The sequence below is a fragment of the Mariniradius sediminis genome, assembly GCF_021491425.1.
Classification (GTDB): Bacteria; Bacteroidota; Bacteroidia; order Cytophagales; family Cyclobacteriaceae; genus Mariniradius; species Mariniradius saccharolyticus.
This window is the reverse complement of record NZ_JAKEVZ010000015.1, coordinates 81,422-101,100: the sequence shown is the minus strand read 5'-3', so window position 1 is coordinate 101,100 and position 19,679 is coordinate 81,422. Positions and strand designations below refer to the sequence as shown.

General features: G+C 46.9%; 19 protein-coding genes and 1 rRNA gene. 5 read left to right on the top strand and 15 right to left on the bottom strand.

Features of this window, described 5'->3' with window-relative positions; genetic code table 11:
• The 8 genes from L0U89_RS17210 to L0U89_RS17175 all read right to left on the bottom strand — a co-directional run.
• Window positions 1-111 (bottom strand): 16S ribosomal RNA (locus tag L0U89_RS17210); the annotation flags it as partial.
• A 430-nt stretch (window positions 112-541) separates the two neighbouring features.
• The gene (locus L0U89_RS17205; protein ID WP_234862649.1) at window positions 542-1,147 is read right to left on the bottom strand and encodes a 3-keto-disaccharide hydrolase; all 606 of its coding nucleotides are present in this window, start codon (window positions 1,145-1,147) and stop codon (window positions 542-544) included.
• Window positions 1,144-1,902: a 3-keto-disaccharide hydrolase gene (locus tag L0U89_RS17200; protein ID WP_234862648.1), complete on the bottom strand. Its 759-nt coding sequence runs from the start codon at window positions 1,900-1,902 to the stop codon at window positions 1,144-1,146. The genes L0U89_RS17205 and L0U89_RS17200 overlap by 4 nt, the downstream gene beginning before the upstream one ends.
• A gap of 1 nt (window position 1,903) precedes the next feature.
• Window positions 1,904-3,250 (bottom strand): Gfo/Idh/MocA family oxidoreductase, encoded by a 1,347-nt coding sequence (locus L0U89_RS17195; protein ID WP_234862647.1) that lies wholly within the window; start codon window positions 3,248-3,250, stop codon window positions 1,904-1,906.
• A gap of 115 nt (window positions 3,251-3,365) precedes the next feature.
• On the bottom strand, window positions 3,366-4,127 hold the full coding sequence (locus L0U89_RS17190) for a helical backbone metal receptor (RefSeq protein ID WP_234862646.1): 762 nt from the start codon (window positions 4,125-4,127) through the stop codon (window positions 3,366-3,368).
• A 100-nt stretch (window positions 4,128-4,227) separates the two neighbouring features.
• The gene (locus L0U89_RS17185) at window positions 4,228-5,298 is read right to left on the bottom strand and encodes a M42 family metallopeptidase (protein WP_234862645.1); all 1,071 of its coding nucleotides are present in this window, start codon (window positions 5,296-5,298) and stop codon (window positions 4,228-4,230) included.
• A gap of 71 nt (window positions 5,299-5,369) precedes the next feature.
• Window positions 5,370-5,747: a four helix bundle protein gene (locus L0U89_RS17180; RefSeq protein ID WP_234862644.1), complete on the bottom strand. Its 378-nt coding sequence runs from the start codon at window positions 5,745-5,747 to the stop codon at window positions 5,370-5,372.
• A 95-nt stretch (window positions 5,748-5,842) separates the two neighbouring features.
• A complete protein-coding gene (locus tag L0U89_RS17175; RefSeq protein WP_234862643.1) occupies window positions 5,843-7,426 on the bottom strand; it encodes an acyl-CoA carboxylase subunit beta in 1,584 nt (527 codons plus the stop codon).
• Window positions 7,427-7,585: 159 nt separating this feature from the next.
• Between L0U89_RS17175 and L0U89_RS17170 the strand changes: the two genes are divergently transcribed.
• From L0U89_RS17170 to L0U89_RS17155, 4 genes are all read left to right on the top strand, one after another.
• Window positions 7,586-8,542, top strand: a complete 957-nt coding sequence (locus tag L0U89_RS17170; protein ID WP_234862642.1) for a Ppx/GppA phosphatase family protein — start codon at window positions 7,586-7,588, stop codon at window positions 8,540-8,542.
• A gap of 19 nt (window positions 8,543-8,561) precedes the next feature.
• Window positions 8,562-9,644: an Ldh family oxidoreductase gene (locus L0U89_RS17165; protein ID WP_234862641.1), complete on the top strand. Its 1,083-nt coding sequence runs from the start codon at window positions 8,562-8,564 to the stop codon at window positions 9,642-9,644.
• A 34-nt stretch (window positions 9,645-9,678) separates the two neighbouring features.
• Window positions 9,679-9,885 carry a hypothetical protein gene (locus L0U89_RS17160; protein WP_234862640.1) on the top strand — a complete coding sequence of 69 codons (207 nt, stop codon included), beginning with the start codon at window positions 9,679-9,681 and terminating at the stop codon, window positions 9,883-9,885.
• Between the two features lie 174 nt (window positions 9,886-10,059).
• Window positions 10,060-11,433 carry a Gfo/Idh/MocA family oxidoreductase gene (locus L0U89_RS17155; protein ID WP_234862639.1) on the top strand — a complete coding sequence of 458 codons (1,374 nt, stop codon included), beginning with the start codon at window positions 10,060-10,062 and terminating at the stop codon, window positions 11,431-11,433.
• A gap of 35 nt (window positions 11,434-11,468) precedes the next feature.
• On the opposite strand, the gene cysM is transcribed toward L0U89_RS17155, so the two are convergent.
• The 4 genes from cysM to L0U89_RS17135 are packed head-to-tail and all read right to left on the bottom strand — an operon-like array spanning window position 11,469 to window position 14,020.
• Window positions 11,469-12,347, bottom strand: coding sequence for a cysteine synthase CysM (gene cysM / locus L0U89_RS17150; protein ID WP_234862638.1), 879 nt, complete (start codon window positions 12,345-12,347; stop codon window positions 11,469-11,471).
• A complete protein-coding gene (locus L0U89_RS17145; RefSeq protein ID WP_234862637.1) occupies window positions 12,344-13,177 on the bottom strand; it encodes a serine O-acetyltransferase in 834 nt (277 codons plus the stop codon). Before L0U89_RS17145 ends, cysM begins: the two co-directional genes overlap by 4 nt.
• A gap of 20 nt (window positions 13,178-13,197) precedes the next feature.
• Complete coding sequence (locus tag L0U89_RS17140) at window positions 13,198-13,752, bottom strand: hypothetical protein (RefSeq protein ID WP_234862636.1); 555 nt, start codon at window positions 13,750-13,752, stop codon at window positions 13,198-13,200.
• Window positions 13,733-14,020: an FtsB family cell division protein gene (locus L0U89_RS17135; protein ID WP_008631546.1), complete on the bottom strand. Its 288-nt coding sequence runs from the start codon at window positions 14,018-14,020 to the stop codon at window positions 13,733-13,735. The genes L0U89_RS17140 and L0U89_RS17135 overlap by 20 nt, the downstream gene beginning before the upstream one ends.
• A 190-nt stretch (window positions 14,021-14,210) precedes the next feature.
• Between L0U89_RS17135 and L0U89_RS17130 the strand changes: the two genes are divergently transcribed.
• Window positions 14,211-16,997, top strand: a complete 2,787-nt coding sequence (locus L0U89_RS17130; protein ID WP_234862635.1) for a VPS10 domain-containing protein — start codon at window positions 14,211-14,213, stop codon at window positions 16,995-16,997.
• A gap of 69 nt (window positions 16,998-17,066) precedes the next feature.
• On the opposite strand, the gene L0U89_RS17125 is transcribed toward L0U89_RS17130, so the two are convergent.
• The 3 genes from L0U89_RS17125 to L0U89_RS17115 form a co-directional block, all read right to left on the bottom strand.
• Window positions 17,067-17,651: a porin family protein gene (locus tag L0U89_RS17125; protein ID WP_234862634.1), complete on the bottom strand. Its 585-nt coding sequence runs from the start codon at window positions 17,649-17,651 to the stop codon at window positions 17,067-17,069.
• A 74-nt stretch (window positions 17,652-17,725) separates the two neighbouring features.
• A complete protein-coding gene (locus tag L0U89_RS17120; protein ID WP_234862633.1) occupies window positions 17,726-18,097 on the bottom strand; it encodes a response regulator in 372 nt (123 codons plus the stop codon).
• A gap of 183 nt (window positions 18,098-18,280) precedes the next feature.
• Entirely contained in the window at window positions 18,281-19,669 is a 1,389-nt protein-coding gene (locus L0U89_RS17115) for a sodium-dependent transporter (RefSeq protein ID WP_234862632.1), read from the bottom strand.
• Window positions 19,670-19,679: the final 10 nt, after the last annotated feature.

Genomic DNA, 19,679 nt, shown 5'->3' with positions numbered 1-19,679 from the left:
CACCCGTACGCCGCTCTAGGCAGTGTATTGCTACACCGCTTGCCGCCCGACTTGCATGTATTAGGCCTGCCGCTAGCGTTCATCCTGAGCCAGGATCAAACTCTCCATAGTATGTTGTCTCTCGGTACACAGTGCCCCGCATCGCGCGGAACACGGTACCATCTTTATCCTACCGGACCGCCTTAATAAACGGCCCGTTCCATCTTCAACACTTCAATGAACTTTTGCGTTGATAATCCCAATTTTGGGTAACGCATCGTGGATTTTCATCCGCCAAATCCCTTTTCCTTTCGAACAGGACTGCAAAGGTAAGAACCTTTTTTATTCAGACAAGAGGGAAAATTATTTTTTTTCTTATCCTCGGCAATAATCAGCTTTCCCGTCGATTGGGATTGCAAATTTGAAAGTCTTTTTTCTAATTCACAAAGACGCATGCTAAAAAAAACATTTGAACTCCGCGAAAAACCTGATGCTCAACCAAAAAAAAATCTCGCAACAGCGATAGCCGAAGCGAGATTTCATATCATCTTCATTCTATTTCCTAGAGAGGCTTTAATCGAATGTTCCTCCAATATACTTTAATCCCTCCTCCATCATGAATTTGAAGCAAAATTCCTCCTTCACCTTTTCCGATTTTTTCATCTGAAAAATCCACCATCTCTAATCCATTTAGATATGAAACAACTCTGTCTCCCTTCACGATAATTTTCATCTCATTCCAATCACCATATTTCAGGGCTTTGTCCTTTTCGGAATCAGGTTTAATCAACCAACCTCTGCCGTAAGATTCATATATGCCACCTGTGCTATGGCTGGGCGGGGCAACTTCAACCTGCCATCCCGAAACCTTGGTCCCATCCACTGTGGATCGAATAAAAACGCCGCTGTTGCCGTCAGCCTCTTGTTTAAACTCCAATGTGAGTTCAAAATCTTTGTAGTCCTTTTCGGTACCTAGGTATCCATATCCTTTATCTGGGCCACTTTCTGAGATCAAAAGTCCATCCTGAACATACCACTTCTCGGTACCATAGATTTTCCAACCTTTCAAATTCTTGCCATTGAAAAGGGTGATCTCTTTTTTACCTTGGAACGACATCACCAATGCGACTGACAAGATTCCAAACATTACTATAACTCGATTTTTCATAACTGTCTAATTTTAATGTTTTTGAACCAAACTTCACTCCCATGGTCTTGGAGAGCAATCAATCCCGTCTTCGATTTTGCATAGTCGGGAAATGCATCCCATTTTCCACTATTCCTACGGGTGTTCCAATCTTCAGAATATGGGGTGAATTCTACGGTTTTCTTTCCGTTTAGCCAATAGCTTGCTCCAGTTTCCGAGAAAACAATCCTAGAATGGTTCCACTCGCCAGCCGGCTTGACTACGCCTTCAAAATCGGGAGTATACATGGCATAGTCTGCCGCTAAAGATTGCCAGTCCTCCAACGGATCCGCAAATCCCAACTGATCGATCACTTGGTATTCGGGACCAGTCTCATAAGGAGCCTTGTATTTGGGGTCTTCCACCACATGGTAGAACACACCGCTATTGCCGCCGGGGGCTATTTTCCAAGTAAACTCCAATTCAAACTGTTCAAATTCAAGTGGTGCAAATACAATATCTCCACCGATGTCTCCGCCGTCATGCCCTAGCGCTTTTAGCGCACCATTTTCAACCGTCCAATTTGACGGTAACGAGTCTCCGTTGAAAGCCCTCCAGCCATCGGTATTAACGCCATCAAACAACAACATCCATCCGGCGGATTTTTCATCCTCAGTAAGCGTATTGTCGGGAACAATTACCTCAGTGACTTCTTCGGTGGCTTCCTCCGCCGGCTTGGGGCTACAGGACCACGCGAGGGCAATCAGTGCAATCCAGATTAATCTTGTGTTTTTCATATCAAATCAATTTCATGTTTATGGGATCCCAATTGATAAACTTGTTTTGGAAATAGCTGTCATTGCAGAGCAAAGCAGGAGCAGCTGCCCTAAAACCAAAAACAGGGTCTTCGGCTACCGTGCCCCCAGTCCTAATCGCCTGGAACCAATTACCGAAATGGTCATAGTGCGCTCCTTTCCATGAACGCTCCGCTGAATATACCAACTCCTTCGGCGGAAGGATTTTAGCTCTGGACTCTGTGTCTCCGCGAAGGCGGGCCTGTTCCTGAAGAAAAGGATCGTCACTTGCAACAGTCTGGTTCATTTTGACAACGACTTCCTCCCACTTGACATCCATAGAACCTTTTGTACCAACAATTCTCAAATAGGTTGTACCACTGGTGCCGTCAACAAAATTGCAACGAAGGGAAAGATTAAATCCTTTGTGCTCTTTGCTTTCGGGATAATCAAACGTACCCAATAATACATCCGGAACCTCTCTCCCATCCTTCCAATATCTCAATCCACCCATCGCGGAGATTTTGTTTGGCCCCATGGAATTTGTGATAAAATGAAGGCTGGAAAACAAATGGACAAATAAGTCACCGGACATGCCCGTGCCATAATCCAAATAATTTCTCCAACGGAAAAACCGCATCGGGTCCCAACCGCGATTGTTTGTATTGGAAATATAGCGCTTCCAGTCCACGGTTTGTTCGTTTCCGTCGGTTGGGATATTGTATTGCCAGGCACCTTCGGGTGACATCCTCGCCCAAAAGCCCTCAGCATATACCAGATCCCCAATAGCTCCGTCGGCAAGCAATTGCTTGGCTTTTTCATTTCCCAATGATGAAACTCCTTGGCTTCCCACGACCATCACCTTGCCGGATTTTTTCCAAGCATTGACCACCTCCATACCTTCCCTTACGGAATGGACCATGGGCTTTTCGCAATACACGTGCTTGCCGGCATTTAAGGCATCGATGCTGATTTGCTTGTGCCAATGGTCCGGAGTAGCGATGATGACGGCATCGATATCCTTCCTTTTGAGTAGATCGATATGGTCCTTGGTGGTAAAAAGGTGATCACCCCAACGTTTTTTGGCAGATTCGAGTCTGCCAGAATACAAGTCACACACTGCGACCAACTGGACATTTGCATGACGAAGGGCTGAATTGGTATCCTCTGTCCCCATAATACCGGCACCGATTAATGCCAATCGAATAGGTTGGTCATTTTCTGAAGAGCCTTCACTCCTTGCCAAAGTCTGTTGGGCTAATGATTCCTGACAAAAAGCCATGTCGCCCAATGCAGCCACTGCCCCAGTAGCGCCAAGCTTTTTGAGGAAGTTCCTTCGATTCTGTTTCATTGATTTTGGGTTGTGCACGTATGATTGAGCTTCAAAAGTTAATTGAAAATTTTAAAAAAGTCTTGGACAATGATTGATAATTTTATGAACGGGACTTTGGCCTGTCGATCCTTCTTCAAAAAGTTTCGAAATATTTTGCAGATCTCAGCAAACGGCTTCCATACCAAGAGAACATTTCGCCGTCGACGATTCTGATGCTGGATTTGGGTAAAAAATCCCTGAATACGGTCAAATGCTTCTCCCTAAATGGAAATGGTTCTGAGCTCAACAAGAGGTAATCAGGATTAAGCCGGAGCAAATCCTCCTTTCTGATTTCAGGATACCTGCGTTGTTGAATAATATTTTTGAATCCAGCCTTTTCCAGCATAGAGTCGATAAACGTATCGGAACCGACGGCAATCAATGGTTCGTTCCAAATGAGGTAGACGGCTGTGCCTTTGAAATGGAAATCCTTATCCAAACCTTTTCTGATATCAGCCACGATTTGGCTGGCTATTGGAATCGAACCCGTCATTTCGCCCAAACTCAAGAACATTTGATAGGCATCCTCCAAGTTATTGATGTCACTGATCCAAACCGGATATTTTCCCGCGAGTTTTTCTATGCCCTCTTTGTAATTTTCTTCTTTGTTGGCAATGATCAAATCCGGCCGAAGTGCGTCAATCTTATCAAAATGAAAGTTTTTTGTTCCACCAATGACCACCTTCTCCTTTTTCAAACCTTCGGGATGTACGCAAAACTTGGTGACACCCACGAGTTTGTCCCTTAAACCCAAATCCACCAATAACTCTGTCTGTGATGGTACCAATGAAATGATACGATGTGGCGGACCAGACATGGCAATGGTCCGCTGGAGTTGATCAATAAATTGGGGCACTTAGTGGGGAGTTATTTGGTTGATTGGTTATTGAGAAGATGTTCAACCGATTCAGAAGATGACTTTGACTTCGATCTGATAATTTTATCAACCAATACCATTAACTTATATATCGGAAATCAAAACCTGGATCAAACTCAACCAAGAACCGGTACATCAGTTCGATCACATTGTCGATATCGGTCTTGCTGGCAGTTTCTACAGTAGTGTGCATGTACTTCAGCGGCAATGAAATCAACGCTGCCGGCACGCCTTCATTCGAATAGGCGAAGGCATCCGTATCAGTCCCCGTACTTCTCGAAGCTGCTGCCCGCTGGAAGGGAACATTGTTCTTTTTGGCTGTTTCAATGATCAAATCCAACAATTTCTTGTGCACCGCCGCGCCGTATGTCAACACAGGTCCATTCCCTGCTATTTGCTCCCCGCTACTGATTTTGCTGTAAAGCGGGGCGGTGGTGTCATGGCACACATCGGTGATAATCGCTACGTTGGGCTTGATCCGTGCCGCAATCATTTCTGCCCCCCTCAGCCCGATTTCCTCCTGCACCGCGTTGACCACATAAAGGCCGAAAGGAAGCTTGACGTTGTTTTCTTTGATTTTCCGGGCAACCTGCGCAATCATATAGCCTCCGATTCTATTGTCAAGCGCACGTCCTGATAGAAATTTCCCGTTGAGTTCCTGTAACTCATCCTTGAATGTGATCACACAGCCGACGTGTATCCCCATTGCCTCCACTTCGGCCTTGTTGCGGGCTCCCACGTCAATGAAAATGTTGTCGAGGGTCGGGGATTCTTCTTTCCCCTCTTTTCTAACATGGATCGCAGGCCAACCAAAAACTCCAGGTACAATCCCCTTGTCGGTATGGATATTGACGCGCATGGAGGGCGCTATCATGTGGTCCGAGCCGCCGTTTCTGCGCACGTATATATAGCCGTCAGCATTGATGTAGTTGACAAACCAGGATATCTCGTCTGCATGGGCCTCGATAACAACCTTGAAAGGATGTCCCGGATTGACCACGCCCACAGCTGTGCCATAATTGTCCGTAAAGTAGGTATCCACGAAAGGTTTCACGTACTCCAGCCAAATCTGCTGGCCTGATGCCTCAAAGCCGGTTGGCGAGGCGTTGTTGAGGTAGGTGTAGAGGAATTGGGTGGGGGAGGGTTGCATTTAGGAATAGTTATTGAGTTATTGAGTTATTGAGTTATTGAGTTATTGAGTTATTGCCCGCCTTTTTTGGCTTAAGATGCTCCATTTTTTACCTTATTCAAATAGAAAATGTATCCATTCAACAGCCTCAGGCATTCGTCGTGCAATAATCGAAACGCTTTGAGCTCCTCTGGATCGATTAACCCCTCGTCTGACGAAATTATCATGTGGTCGAGAGTTTCCTGAAGGGAACCCCTTGCGATTCTGCAAAACTGGATATTCTCCTGATAAAAATATCTACCGTAGCCTTCAGCAAGATTGTTTGTTATTGATCTACTTGATCTCTTCATCTGGCTCATAAGGCCAAATTTTTCCTCAGCTGGGAGTTTTTTACAAATCTTCCACACGAAAAGCCTAACCTCTCTGGATTTCTTCCATACTTCCAAATCTTCAAATGAAACCACCTTCATTTCATATACTTCTCCATAAATTCAAGTTTGCTACTTAAAGATGTCCCCTCCACAAAACGAACCAATAACTTAATTATCTAATAACTAAATTACTTCTACAAAGGTATATTTCCATGCTTCTTCCTTGGCAGCTTGTCCACTTTGTTTTCGAGCATTTTGAAACCCCGGATGAGTTTTTCGCGGGTTTCGGAAGGAATGATCACTTCGTCGATGAAGCCGCGGTGGGCAGCACGGTAGGGATTGGCAAATTTTGCGGTGTACTCGTCGATTTTCTCCTGGAGCTTGGTTTCCGGATTCTCCGCTTCGGCGATTTCTTTTTTGAAAATGATTTCAGCGGCACCCTTTGCGCCCATCACAGCAATCTCAGCCGTAGGCCAAGCAAAGTTGAGATCGGCGCCGATATGCTTGGAATTCATCACATCGTAGGCGCCGCCGTAGGCTTTCCGTGTAATCACGGTGATGCGAGGAACCGTCGCTTCGGAAAACGCATACAGCAGTTTCGCTCCATTGGTGATGATGCCGTTCCACTCTTGATCAGTACCGGGCAGGAACCCGGGCACATCGACCAAAACCAGTAGCGGCACATTGAATGAATCGCAAAACCGCACAAATCTCGCAGCCTTGACGGAAGCGTGATTATCCAATACGCCCGCCAGGGATTGTGGTTGGTTACCTACGATGCCTATGCTTCTGCCAGCCAATCGAGCAAAACCCACTACGATATTGTCCGCATAGTTTTTGTGCACTTCCAAAAAGGAATTTTCATCCGTAATCCCTTCGATCACTTCCCTGATATCATAGGGATGGTTGGGATTGTCAGGGACTATTTTGTCCAAAACAGACCTTGATTCATCCTCTTTCAAATCATATTGATAAACTGGGGCCTCGTCCTCGCAATTTTGTGGGATATAACTGAGCAGCTTTTTGATATGTTGGATGCAGTCGAGTTCATTGGCGCAGGCAAAATGCGTCACGCCGCTTTTGGTACTATGGGTACTTGCCCCGCCCAATTCCTCCGCCGTTACGGTTTCCTGGGTGACCGTTTTCACCACGTTGGGTCCAGTCACAAACATGTAGGATGTATTCTCCACCATCAGGATGAAGTCCGTGATTGCAGGCGAGTAGACTGCCCCTCCGGCGCATGGCCCCATAATGGCCGAAATTTGAGGAATAACGCCCGATGCCAGCGTATTTCGATAAAAGATATCCGCATAGCCTCCCAAAGAGACTACTCCTTCCTGTATCCTGGCTCCGCCGGAATCATTCAAGCCAATCACGGGTGCGCCGTTTTTCATGGCCATATCCATGATTTTGCAGATTTTTTCCGCATGGGTCTCGGAGAGCGAGCCACCAAATACGGTGAAGTCTTGGGAATAGACGTAAACCAATCTGCCATTGATCTCGCCATATCCGGTCACAACCCCATCTCCCAAATAGTGCTCCTTGTCCAACCCAAAGTCCTTCGCCCGGTGCATCACAAACTTGTCAATTTCCTGAAAGGTCCCTTCGTCCAGCAATAGGTGGATACGCTCCCTGGCCGTAAGTTTGCCTTTCTGGTGCTGGGCGGCAATTCTTTTCTCACCACCGCCTACAAGGGCCTCCTCATTTTTCTTCTTCAAAAGTTCCAATTTCTCCACGTTGCCGGGAAGGGTATACAGGCCTCTGATATTGCTGTCCATAGGGTCTAAAGTTATTTTGGAAAAGCCAAATATAAGGATGCATGCCCATGCGGGAAAATTTTTTTCGGGGCTAGGAGAAAGGGCTTTTTTTGCAAAAAATTCTTGATAAGGGAATTAGAATAAACTTTCTATATTCGCCCATCGAAATTTTGAGCCTCCATGATTACTAAAAAGGCAGCTATCATCGACATGGGCACCAATACCTTTCACCTCGTATTGGTTGAGTTGTTCGACGACCATTTTCACACAATCTTCAAGGAAAAAATCCCAGTCAAAATCGGGCAGGGAGGCATTAGCCGTAACACGATCCATCCTGATGCCCGAAAAAGGGCCCTTCATACCTTGCAACATTTCAAGAACCTCATTGATGGCGAATCCATTACTGAGGTTTTTGCTTTTGCGACCTCCGGCGTGAGAAATGCCGACAATGGGGCAGAATTTGTCACGGAGATCAAAGATCGATTTGGAATCGATGTCCAAGTGATCGACGGTATCCAGGAGGCTCAAATGATCTATGAAGGGATTCGCCTGAGTGGATCATTGAATGGTCAGATTGCCTTGATGATGGACATAGGCGGCGGTTCGGTCGAGTTTATTATCGGCAATTCGCAGGAAGCGCTTTGGAAACAGAGTTTCGAAATCGGCGGCCAAAGGATGTTGGATTTGTTCCATTACCACGATCCTATTTTGGGGGAGGAAGTAGAGAACCTCACTACCTATTTGGAAGAAAAGCTTGTGCCATTGGTTGAAGCAATCCACTACTACAGACCGACTGGTTTGGTCGGCGCTTCAGGAACTTTTGATACACTCACTGATATCTATTACGCGTCTCTACACCAGTCGAAGTCGCGGGAACAATCCACCTTCCAGCTCCCAAGAGATGAATTTGAGCGCATTGCCCAACAACTGCTCACGCTCAACAAAGAAGAAAGACTCAATATCCCAGGAATGATCCCGATGCGTGTGGATATGATCGTGGTGGCCTCGTGCCTGATCGAATACATCCTGAAGTTTGTCCCAGTCGATACCTTGATTTGTTCCAGCTTCGCCTTGAAGGAAGGAGCGATTTCCCGATTGATGGGCAAGCATTCGTTAGCCCCTGTCTCGACTCGATAGTATTTAAGAATTGAATCGCATGACCTATTCCTACAACCACTTATTCACATATACTCAATCGATCCTGGAAAAAATCGGCTGTCCACCTGCGGATGCCCGTTTGGCAGCTGAAGTGCTGCTTTCGGCTGATCTACGCGGTGTGGATTCACACGGGGTTGCGAGGCTTTCGGGATATGTCAGGCTTTGGGAAAAAGGCAGAATCAATGCTGTCCCAAATGTCAGGATCGTTCATGAAACACCCAGCACGGCAGTAGTGGACGGTGATGGCGGTCTAGGATTGGTCGTCGCACCGAAGGCCATGCAGGTAGCCATAGACAAGGCAAAAAATGTGGGTACTGGATGGGTTTCGGTTAAAAACTCCAACCATTTCGGCATCGCGGGCTACCATGCCATGATGGCACTCGACCATGATATGATTGGGATTTCATTGACAAATGCGAGTCCTTTGGTGAGTCCGACTTTTTCCAAAGAGCGATTATTGGGCACCAATCCCATAGCGGTAGCGATTCCCGCCAAAAACCAGCCCCCCTTTGTAGCCGACATGGCCACCACCACGGCAGCCAATGGGAAACTTGAAATCCTACAACGCAAAAACCTCGACGCGCCGCTTGGCTGGGTGCAGGACAAGGACGGCAATCCGACTTCCGATTCCAACGGCGTAAAAAAAGGCGGCGCGCTACTGCCGCTTGGCGGTGACCGCGAACACGGTTCCCACAAAGGCTATGCGCTTGGGGCCATCGTAGATATACTTTCAGCAGTACTTTCAGGGGCCAACTATGGTCCATGGGTGCCACCTTTCGTCGCATTTTTGGATCCATTGCCAAATTTGGTGGGCGAAGGAATCGGGCATTTCTTCGGCGCGATGCGGGTGGATGCTTTTAGGCCGGCCGATGAGTTCAAAGCCCATATGGACAATTGGATCACACGATTCCGCGCAGCTGCTCCCACAGAAGGAAACAAGAAAGTCTTGATCCCAGGTGATCCGGAAAGAGAACTGGAAACCGAACGCAAGGAAAACGGAATCCCACTTCTAAAGCCTGTGGCGGAAGACTTGACCGCATTGGGTGAAAAATTGGGCCTTGATTTTCAGTCTTTTGGGTAATTGGGGTATTTTTAGGAAAAATGACAGGGTGGAAATGGAATTCAAACTTGACAGAAATGCGTTCAGGGCAGGGCAAGCGAAAGACCAAGTCAATTATGGCATGGAATACCGGGGAAAATCCACTTCCGAATTAATTGAAATTGCCATGTTTCTGAATTCCATCGCCTATGGATTTGACCCTCAGAATCCTCCAAGAATGGATAAAACAGTTTTCAGCGTGAGAAAGCAGGCAGACAAATAGCCAAGGCCCTGCTATTGTTTTCCGTCAATTTTTAAAAAATTCCCATACCCCCCAAGCATACTCATTGTCCCGACCTGAGTGTTTGACCACCCATCAAATCATTTTTGATTGGTTTCCACCTTTTTGTAACTTGGAAAAGACATCAATTTTCAAAAACCTATTTCCCAATAACCTATGACCGAAAATCCAGTCAATCGCCGACAGTTTCTCAAAGGCAGCACTGCGCTTTTGGCCCTTGCCTCTATGGGCATGACGGGCATGAACTTCATCCAAAACGAAAAACCCCTCAAAGTTGCCTTGATCGGCACTGGCTGGTACGGCAAGTCTGACCTGTTCCGCCTCATTCAGGTAGCTAATGTGGAAGTAGTGGCCCTTTGCGATGTGGATAAAAACCTACTCACAGCCGCGGGAGAACTTGTCTCGCAGCGCCAAAAATCCAAAAAGGTGCCAGAGCTTTTTGAAGATTACCGTGCACTACTTAAAAAACACAAATGTGACCTTGTGCTGATCGGTTCCCCGGATCACTGGCATGCATTACAAGCGATCGAGGCCTTGAAATCCGGCGCCCATGTGTATCTGCAAAAACCCATTTCCGTGGATGTGATAGAGGGAGAGGCCATCGTGGCCGCAGCCAGAAAATACAACCGCAAGTGCCAGATCGGCACCCAACGAAAGAGCACTCCCCACCTGATTGAAGCCAAAAAGCAGATCATCGATACCGGGAAGCTCGGTAAAATCAGCCATGCTGAAGTCTGCTGCTATTTCCACATGCGCGCCAACGGAAACCCGCCGGTGGAACCTGTTCCTGATTTTTTGAACTACGAGCTTTGGACAGGACCAGCTCCGCTGCGTCCCTACGATGGGCTTCCCCATATCCGCTGGTGGAGAACCTTTATGGAATATGGCAATGGTATCACCGGAGACATGTGCGTACACATGCTAGACACGGTGAGATGGATGCTCAAACTCGGCTGGCCATCCCAGATTACCTCAACGGGGGGAATATTTGTACAAAAAGAAGGAAAATCCAACATAGCAGATACCCAAACAGCCGTTTTTGAATTTCCCGAACTGAACGTAGTATGGCAGCACCGCACCTGGGGCAATCCCGCAGACCCGGAATATCCATGGTCATTCAAGATTTATGGGGAAAACGGCATGTTGGCGGGAAGTACGTTGCAGGCAGACTATTTTCCATATGACAAAAAGGAGGAAAAAATCCACTTTGACTGTGTATATGAGCGGGAGCAATACCCCGAGGACTTGACTGAGGATCGGATCGAACTCAATGCCGCTCCCGCGACTCGCCTTCATATGAAAAACTGGCTGGAATCCATCGATAAGGACACACTACCAATCGCCGACGTGGAAGAAGGGCATATTTCAACTGCCTCTTGCATCCTTGCCAATATCTCCATGGAACTCGGCGGTCGCCCGCTACGCTACGATCCCAAAACCATGACTGTGGTCAACGATCCCGAGGCGACAGCCAAACTTAGGAGACCTTACCGAGGACCCTGGGTTCATCCGGAACCAAACAAAGTATAAGAAAAAAAGCCCTGGCACACGCCAGGGCTTTCTTTTTATCCAAAAAGATCGGAACTCAGGTACCGATCTCCACGGTCACAAGTAATACAGACAATCAGGCCATGCTTCAGCTCTTCAGCGAGCCGTAACCCTGCGTACAAAGCTCCTCCACTGCTCATACCAGCCAAAACACCTTCCTCTTTGGCCATTCTCCGTGTCATCAAAGTGGCATCTTGCTGACTCACATCGATGATCCGGTCTACGCGGCTTGGATCAAATATTTTAGGTAAAAACTCAGGCGACCACCTTCTGATGCCGGGGATTTGCGAACCGTCCGTGGGCTGTGTGCCCACGATTTGGATCTCGGGATTTTTCTCTTTGAGGTACTTGGATACACCCATGATGGTGCCGGTAGTCCCCATCGCGGACACGAAATGCGTAACCTTTTCGTTTGTATCTTTCCAAATCTCCGGGCCTGTGCTGTGGTAGTGGGCCATGTAATTGTCAGGATTGGAAAATTGGTTAAGGATGAAATACCCCTCTTCCGCAGCCATTTTTTCAGCCAATTCCCTCGAATATTCTATGGTCCTTTCCGCAGGAGTGAGGATTACCTCGGCTCCATAGGCTTCCATGGAAAGAACCCTTTCGCGGGTAGAATTATCAGGCATGATCAAAGTCATTTTGAGTCCCAAAATGCTGGCAACCATGGCCAAGGCAATACCGGTATTTCCGCTCGTTGCTTCTACAAGCCTATCACCGGGTTCGATCTCTCCCCTTTCCAGGGCACATTTGATCATGTTGTAGGCAGCGCGGTCCTTGACACTGCCACCGGGATTCTGTCCTTCGAGTTTGCAAAAAATCCGGACGTTTGGGTTTTGGTGGATTCGCTGGATCTCTACCAATGGGGTGTTGCCTATCAATGAGACTAGTTTCATCCTTCGTTCTTGATGATATAGGTTTCTGTTTCCGAAGAAACCGGGTTGTACATCTTGGCTTGGTAATAAATCTTGCTGTAGGCGGGGACTGACTTGGTAATCCAGACATTTCCGCCAATGACAGAATTCCTGCCGATCACTGTCTCACCCCCAAGTATAGTAGCACCGGCATAAATCACCACATTATCTTCAATCGTTGGGTGGCGTTTCTTGTCAGCATCCTCTTTGTCCACGCTGAGCGCGCCCAAAGTCACGCCCTGGTATATTTTGACATGGTTGCCGATTTCGGTGGTTTCCCCGATGACGATACCCGTACCGTGGTCAATGCAAAATCTTTCCCCAATCATGGCCGCAGGGTGGATATCCACACCCGTTTTACTATGGGAAAACTCGGTGATCATTCTCGGGATCAAACCGACTCCAAGCCGGTGGAGCAGATTGGCAATCCTATACGCCGCAACGGCATAAAAGCCCGGATAACAGCGTATGACTTCGGTTATTGATTTTGCAGCCGGATCTCCTTCAAATAAAGCTTGAACATCTTTTTGTAACAAATCATACACCGTTTCGAGTTTCTGAAAAAAAGCATCCGCAATCTCCGGACCCTCACCCTTGTGAAGGTGTCTGTTGAGAATCAGGATTTGGGATAGCTTGTGCTTTAGCTCTTCGATTTTCTCCGCTACCTGCACGGGCTCTTTCAAGGACTCCGTAGCAAAATCTGGAAAAAGTAACCCAAGTACATTCTCAAAAAATGAATGTATCACCTTTGGCGAAGGGCAACTCGGACAATCCCGGTGGGAGCGGCTAAGTTTATTGATTAAAGATTCCATGGCGGAATGGTTTGGGATGATTAAAGCATAAAACCGACCCGAATGACATAGGGTTGGTTGTAGGGTGAACGTTGATTGTCAAACATGAGGTTGTACAAAAAGGTGAAATTGGCTCCACCTCTGCCCCCAAACGGTGCAAAATACCCCCCTCCCACGAACAATCCCGGCACCCAGGATCTTTGAAACGTCTCTGAAATCTGATTGTACAAATCCAGGTTTAGGTTTTCGTATTCCCCGTGCAGGAATATGCTTGGAAGCACGTTATACCTTCCAAAAACCCTTCCTCCGTAGATATTGTTTTCGCCGCCAATAAATCGACTGTCACGAAAGTACTGATAGGTAATCCCTGCGCCTGCAGAAAACTTGTTGGTGATCATCGCACCTGCCAAAGGCGAAATGTCCACAAAAGTGATCGTACCAAACTGTACAGCGAAATTGCCGCCAAAGAACATACGATCCTTCAAAGGTATTTTTCCTTCCTCAGGAATTTCCCGTTGGGCAATTGCATCCTGAATCCCAAAGCACAAGACTCCGACAACAACCAAAAAGAAAAACTTACTGCTCCACCACGACATATAAATCCTCTGACTCCTTTTTCATCAAATACCGCTCCCGTGCGAATTTTTCCAGCAACTCCATGTTGCTCATCAGTTCCTCCCGCTCAGCCTGGATCTTCGCTTTCCGCTCAAGGTAAAACTCCTTTTGTTTTTCCAATTCGTTCAACTTGGAGCGGAGCTTAAACTGCGTCAGGATATCGTTGGAATCAATGAAAACCATCCAAATCACAAAGGCGAACGTGAACACGAAGTAAAAGTTCTTGGTGTATTTGAGGTACTTTTTCATGGAAGGAGCTTTGCAGGTCAAGCAAATATAGAAATTGCGGTATATAAAAGTCCAATTCCAAGCCATTTTCTGCAAACCGTAGCCTAAGCGGACCGAGAATCTCCGACCATCCCGAATGTTTTCAATTTATACCTATTTGGGACGAAATATTTTTCTGTTTGCTTATATTCAAAAATCAATTCCAAGCTCTATGAATCAAATCAGACACCAATCTTTTTCGCTGGCTTTTGCCATCGGAATTGGCTTTTTGAGCCACATTTCCCAAGCCCAAGAAATCAAACCCACATCTTCCAAAGATATGCGCGCGGCAGTGACCCGCCATGAAGCACTTTTGGCAGAGTCCCCCTTCAAGAACTATCCGGCGCGAAACATCGGGCCCACGAATATGAGCGGGAGGATTGTCGATATTGAGGTGACGGAGGATTTTAAAACCTATTACATCGCTGCCGCATCCGGGGGTGTCTGGAAGACCGAGGACAATGGGCAGACCTTTGACCCGATCTTTGACCATCAGGGTGCGCTGGGTATCGGCGACATGGCCATTTCCAAATCCAACAACAATATCATTTGGGTGGGTACAGGTGAAAACAATTCCAGTCGATCCACCTATGCAGGCTCCGGAGTCTACAAATCAACAGATGCTGGAAAAACCTGGGAATGGATGGGGCTCCCGCACTCCCACCATATCGGCCAAATTCAGATTCACCCGACAAATCCCGATGTGGTATGGGTGGCTTCCATGGGCGCACTTTATTCGAAAAACGAAGAAAGGGGACTATATAAAACCACCGACGGGGGAAAAACCTGGAAAAAAACCCTATATGTTGACGAGAATACCGGAGTGATTGACCTCAAATACCATCCGGGAAATCCAGACATCATTTTGGCAGCATCTTGGGAGCGCTTTCGCCAATCCCATGATTTTATCGGAAATGGAAAAGGATCAAGTATCTGGCGCTCTGAAGATGGAGGCAATACATGGAAAAAAGCCGTGGATGGATTCCCTCAGGATGAATTTGTGGGCCGGATCGGATTTGATTTCAGCCTGAGTAATCCCAACATCGTGTACGCCCTACACGACTATCAAAAGCCGCAAACCCGTGAACCAAGATCCGCACAAAAACCCGCAGAAGGCGAACTTACCTTGGACAGCTTCAAGACCATGACAGCGGCGGATGTTGAAAACCTTGAAAATGAGAAGCTCGACAAGTTCCTGAGAAGTAACCGGTTTGCGGCAAAATACAATGCGGCATCGGTAAAACGATTGGTGAGATTGGGTAGAATCACCCCCGCACAAATCGCCACTTACCATGGCGGTGGCCAAGATGCCAATGCTTCTCTGTTCAATTCCGGGATCGTAGGCGCTGAAGTCTATCGCTCGGAAGATGCGGGGAAAAGCTGGAAAAAAGTCAACGAATCCAATATCGAGCGCCTTTACAATACTTACGGCTATTATTTCGGAGAAGTCAGAACCAACACCCAAAACCCCGACGAGATCTTCGTCTTGGGTGTACCGCTACTGGTGTCAAGGGATGGGGGAAAGACCTATGCCCGCACTGATACGGTCGGAGACGTGCATTCAGACCACCAATCCATGTGGATCAATCCCAAGGACAGCAAACACCTGATGTTGGGTACGGACGGAGGTCTTTATATTTCCTATGGCGGCGGCGAACGCTGGATCCACCTCAACGACCAGTTGACGATTAGCCAGTTTTATTCGGTCATGGTCGACGAAAACAAACCATACAACGTCTATGGCGGCATGCAGGATAATGGCGTTTGGTTTGGCAAGTCAACCGGCAAGCCAGAAGAACCCTGGACCTCACTCATGGGCGGCGATGGCATGGTGGTGGCAGTGGATACCCGAACCAACGATATCATCTACACAGGATTTCAGTTTGGAAACTACTTCAGGATCAACACAAAAACAGGCGACCGAAAATCCGTCACCCCCATGCATGATATCGGTCGTGCGCCCAACCGATGGAACTGGAGAACTCCTGCGATTCTTAGCAAACACAATCAGGATGTGTTTTATATGGGATCACAATATGTGTACAGAAGCTTGGATCGAGGCGACACCTGGGAAACGATCTCTCCCGACTTGACCAAAAACCAAAAGAGCGGAAACGTTCCTTTCGCCACCTTGACCGTGATAGAAGAGTCCCCATTTGAGTTTGGCACCCTGTATGCCGGTTCCGATGACGGGAATCTCTGGGTCACCCGTGACCACGGGACGGCCTGGACCGACATCAGCAAAGGCCTGCCACAGAATCGCTGGGTGAGTTCGGTTGCGCCATCCCAGCATTTGGAAGGCGTGGTATATGTTACACTGACAGGTTATCGGTTTGACGAGTTCAACCCCTATGTCTACAAGTCTGTGGATTACGGAAAGACATGGATACCTATCGCTGGGAACCTTCCAATGGAAGCGGTGAATATCATCAAGGAAGACCATACAAATCCCCAAATCCTCTACCTAGGTACTGACCATGGCCTCTACACAAGTCTAGACGGCGGAAAAACCTACCAACTTTTCCAAGGAAGTATCCCTAACGTAGCCATCTATGACATGGCAATCCAAAAACGGGAAAATGAACTTGTTGTGGCAAGCCATGGACGTTCGGTCTTTATTGTCAAGCTGAACGCGCTACAGAAGATTGCCTCCAATAGCTCGGCGGAGATTCAGATACTCAGTGCTCCTGATATCAGACTCCCCGGACGAAGACCAGCTTGGGCCGATGCGCCAACCACGGCACCTTCCCAACAGATCATGTTTTTCGTGAAAAATGCAGGCCCAACAAGCGTTTCAGTACTCAACGAACAAGGACAGGAAATAAAGAAATGGGACATAAATGCAGTGAGCGGGGTGAATATGGCGAGTTGGGAGTATGGGGAGATCGCCAAAGGGAAGTATAAGATTGTCGCCTCCAAAAATGGCAACAGCACTGAATCCGTGTTCGAAGTCAAATAACAAAAGACGTGAAAAAGGTATCAAGGAAAAAGCGAAAAGGTCACCGTGAATTCGGTGACCTTTTCGCTTTTAGAACAATCTGAATCCCGCAGAGAGGATGAGTTGGTTTTGTCGGGTATCGGTTTCGAATCCGGCTACCCCTTTGGATAATTTGCTCAGGGAGCTCTCATATTTAAAGTCAAGGATGACATTCCCCAAATCAAGACCAATTCCCGCTTGGTATCCTACTGTTGCGGAACTATAATCGGCATCAACCACGGCATCGACAGAGTCTTCAATCTTGTAGTTCATCAATACGGAAGCAACAGGGCCAGCCTGGACCCTGAATACTTTTGCCAGCTTAAACCCAAACATGAGGGGAATGTCCAGGCGATTGAAGCTTGCAGAGTAAGTCTCATTTACACCTTGGCCGGATTTGACAACAGTTCCCCCAGTATTGGTGAAAAGCAATTCGGGCTGCACAAAGATGCTGTGCCCACCCATCCGCACAAAAGCACCAAGATGGTATCCAAACTTGGCATCTCCCGTCGAAAAGCCATCGCCATTTACGGCGACGTTTGCTTGGGAAAATCCAACTTTTGGTCCGATTGAAAAATCCTGTGCTTGAAGGGACCACGAAAAAAGCACAAGAAGGAGAGTGGATAAATATTTCATAATGGATGGAGTTTTGTATCGGCAATGTATTATCCCAACGACAAAAAAGAAAAAATTGATTTGGGAAACCAAGATTAATTTACGCCAGCACTTACAAATCGATTGGCAATGTCGTATAGCTCAGAAAAATTCATTGGTTTGGGAAGCAGGCGGTCAAATGAAATCGGCGTGATGCTTCTGAAATAATCGATGTCTCCTGCCGTAAATCCGATGATTGGGATTTGGTTAATCTTATCGTTGAGTTTGATTTCGGAAAGCAATTGGATGCCGTCCATCTCGGGCATCATGATATCCGTGATCACGATGTGAATTTCATCTTCGGCAATCAAAATATTCAAAGCCTCCACACCGTTTTGCGCGGTGAGGACGGTATTGTTTTTTTTTTCAAACAGTTTCTGTAGAATGAGCCGATTGATGGCATCATCATCCACAACGAGAACCTTCATACTTGTCTATTAGGTGATAAACAGGGGGATTCGCTCCAAAAGATAGATAAACTTTTATTCAAAAAACAATTTCGCCTATTTAATCTGGAAATTTGGCTTCCAAATATTCTTCAAGACTTCAAAAAACACTTAAAAAAAAAGGAACCCGTTTAAGGTTCCTTTCCTTTTTGCAATCTGTTTGAATCAATGTCCTTGCTGCGGTGTGCCAAAGACACCAACCAAATCAAGGATTACCAAGCCAATGACGATTGGACAAACCCACTTGATAAAGAAAATCCAAGCGGTCCTGAATGTTCCTTTGAATTTTGGCGAACCTAGTGCCAATTCGTCAGCGAAATCCGTGATCTTTTTCGCCCAACCTGTATACAGTGCCAGCATCAGACAGATGACAATCACAGCAAAGGTTCCGAAAATGAAGTCCATGATTCCAAAAAATCCTATCAGTGGATTCCCAAGGAAATTGAGGCGAAGGTCAGCAAACACGTTGCCTTCGATGGAAGACAAGGCAGAAGGCACAGAAAGCACCATTGCAGCGATACCCACGGTCCAAGTTGCTCTTTTCCTGTTCCACTTGCGATCATCAATCAGATAGGCTACCGGAACTTCCAACATCGAAATCGTGGAAGTCAATGCTGCGACCATCAATAGGATGAAAAACAAACCGCCAATTAGATTTCCACCAGGCATTTGGTCAAATACTTTTGGAAGTACGTTGAATACCAATCCAGGGCCTTGGGTAAGGTATTCGGGCGAAAGCAAGGCAAACAAAGCGGGGAACACCATCAATCCGCCAAACAGGGCTACAGTAGTATCCATACCTGCGATCCAGGTAGAAGCCTGGATGATGTTGGACTCCTTCTTAAGGTAGGATCCGAAAGTGATCATCAATCCCCAACCCACAGACATGGAGAAAAAGGCCTGACCGAGCGCCTGCAAAACAACCTTTGAGTTGATTTTGGAGAAGTCCGGGTTTAGATAGTATTCGATACCTGCAGAAGCCCCATCCAAAGTCACAGACCTACCCGCGATGAAGATCACGATGATAAAAAGCATGGGCATCAATACTTTGGAGGCTTTTTCGATACCACCTGAGACACCGCCCAATACGATCAAGATTGTGATCAAAATAAAGAAAAACGTAAGTGGAATCACATACATGGGCGTCTCCACAAACTCTTCAAAATCAACGGGGATATTGATCACCTCCGTGACGATGTAGCCAACTGTCCACCCTGCGATCACCGAGTAATAACTGAGCACAAAAAAACAAACCAAAACGCAGAGCACACCTGCTAACTGCCAAAAGCGATTGCCGCCGGTCTCTCTAATCGCTCCGATCGGATTTTTGCCGGATTTACGGCCCAAAGCAATCTCATTAAACAGCAAGGGAAGTCCTATCAAAAGCACGCAGAATATATAGACAAAAACAAACGCACCACCTCCATTTTCGGCAGTCAAATAGGGGAATCTCCAGATATTTCCCAAGCCCACTGCGGAACCCGCTGCTGCCAAAATAAAACCCAAGCTCGAGCCAAACTGACCTCTATCTTGGGCATCCGAATTCATTGCCATATCGATCTAA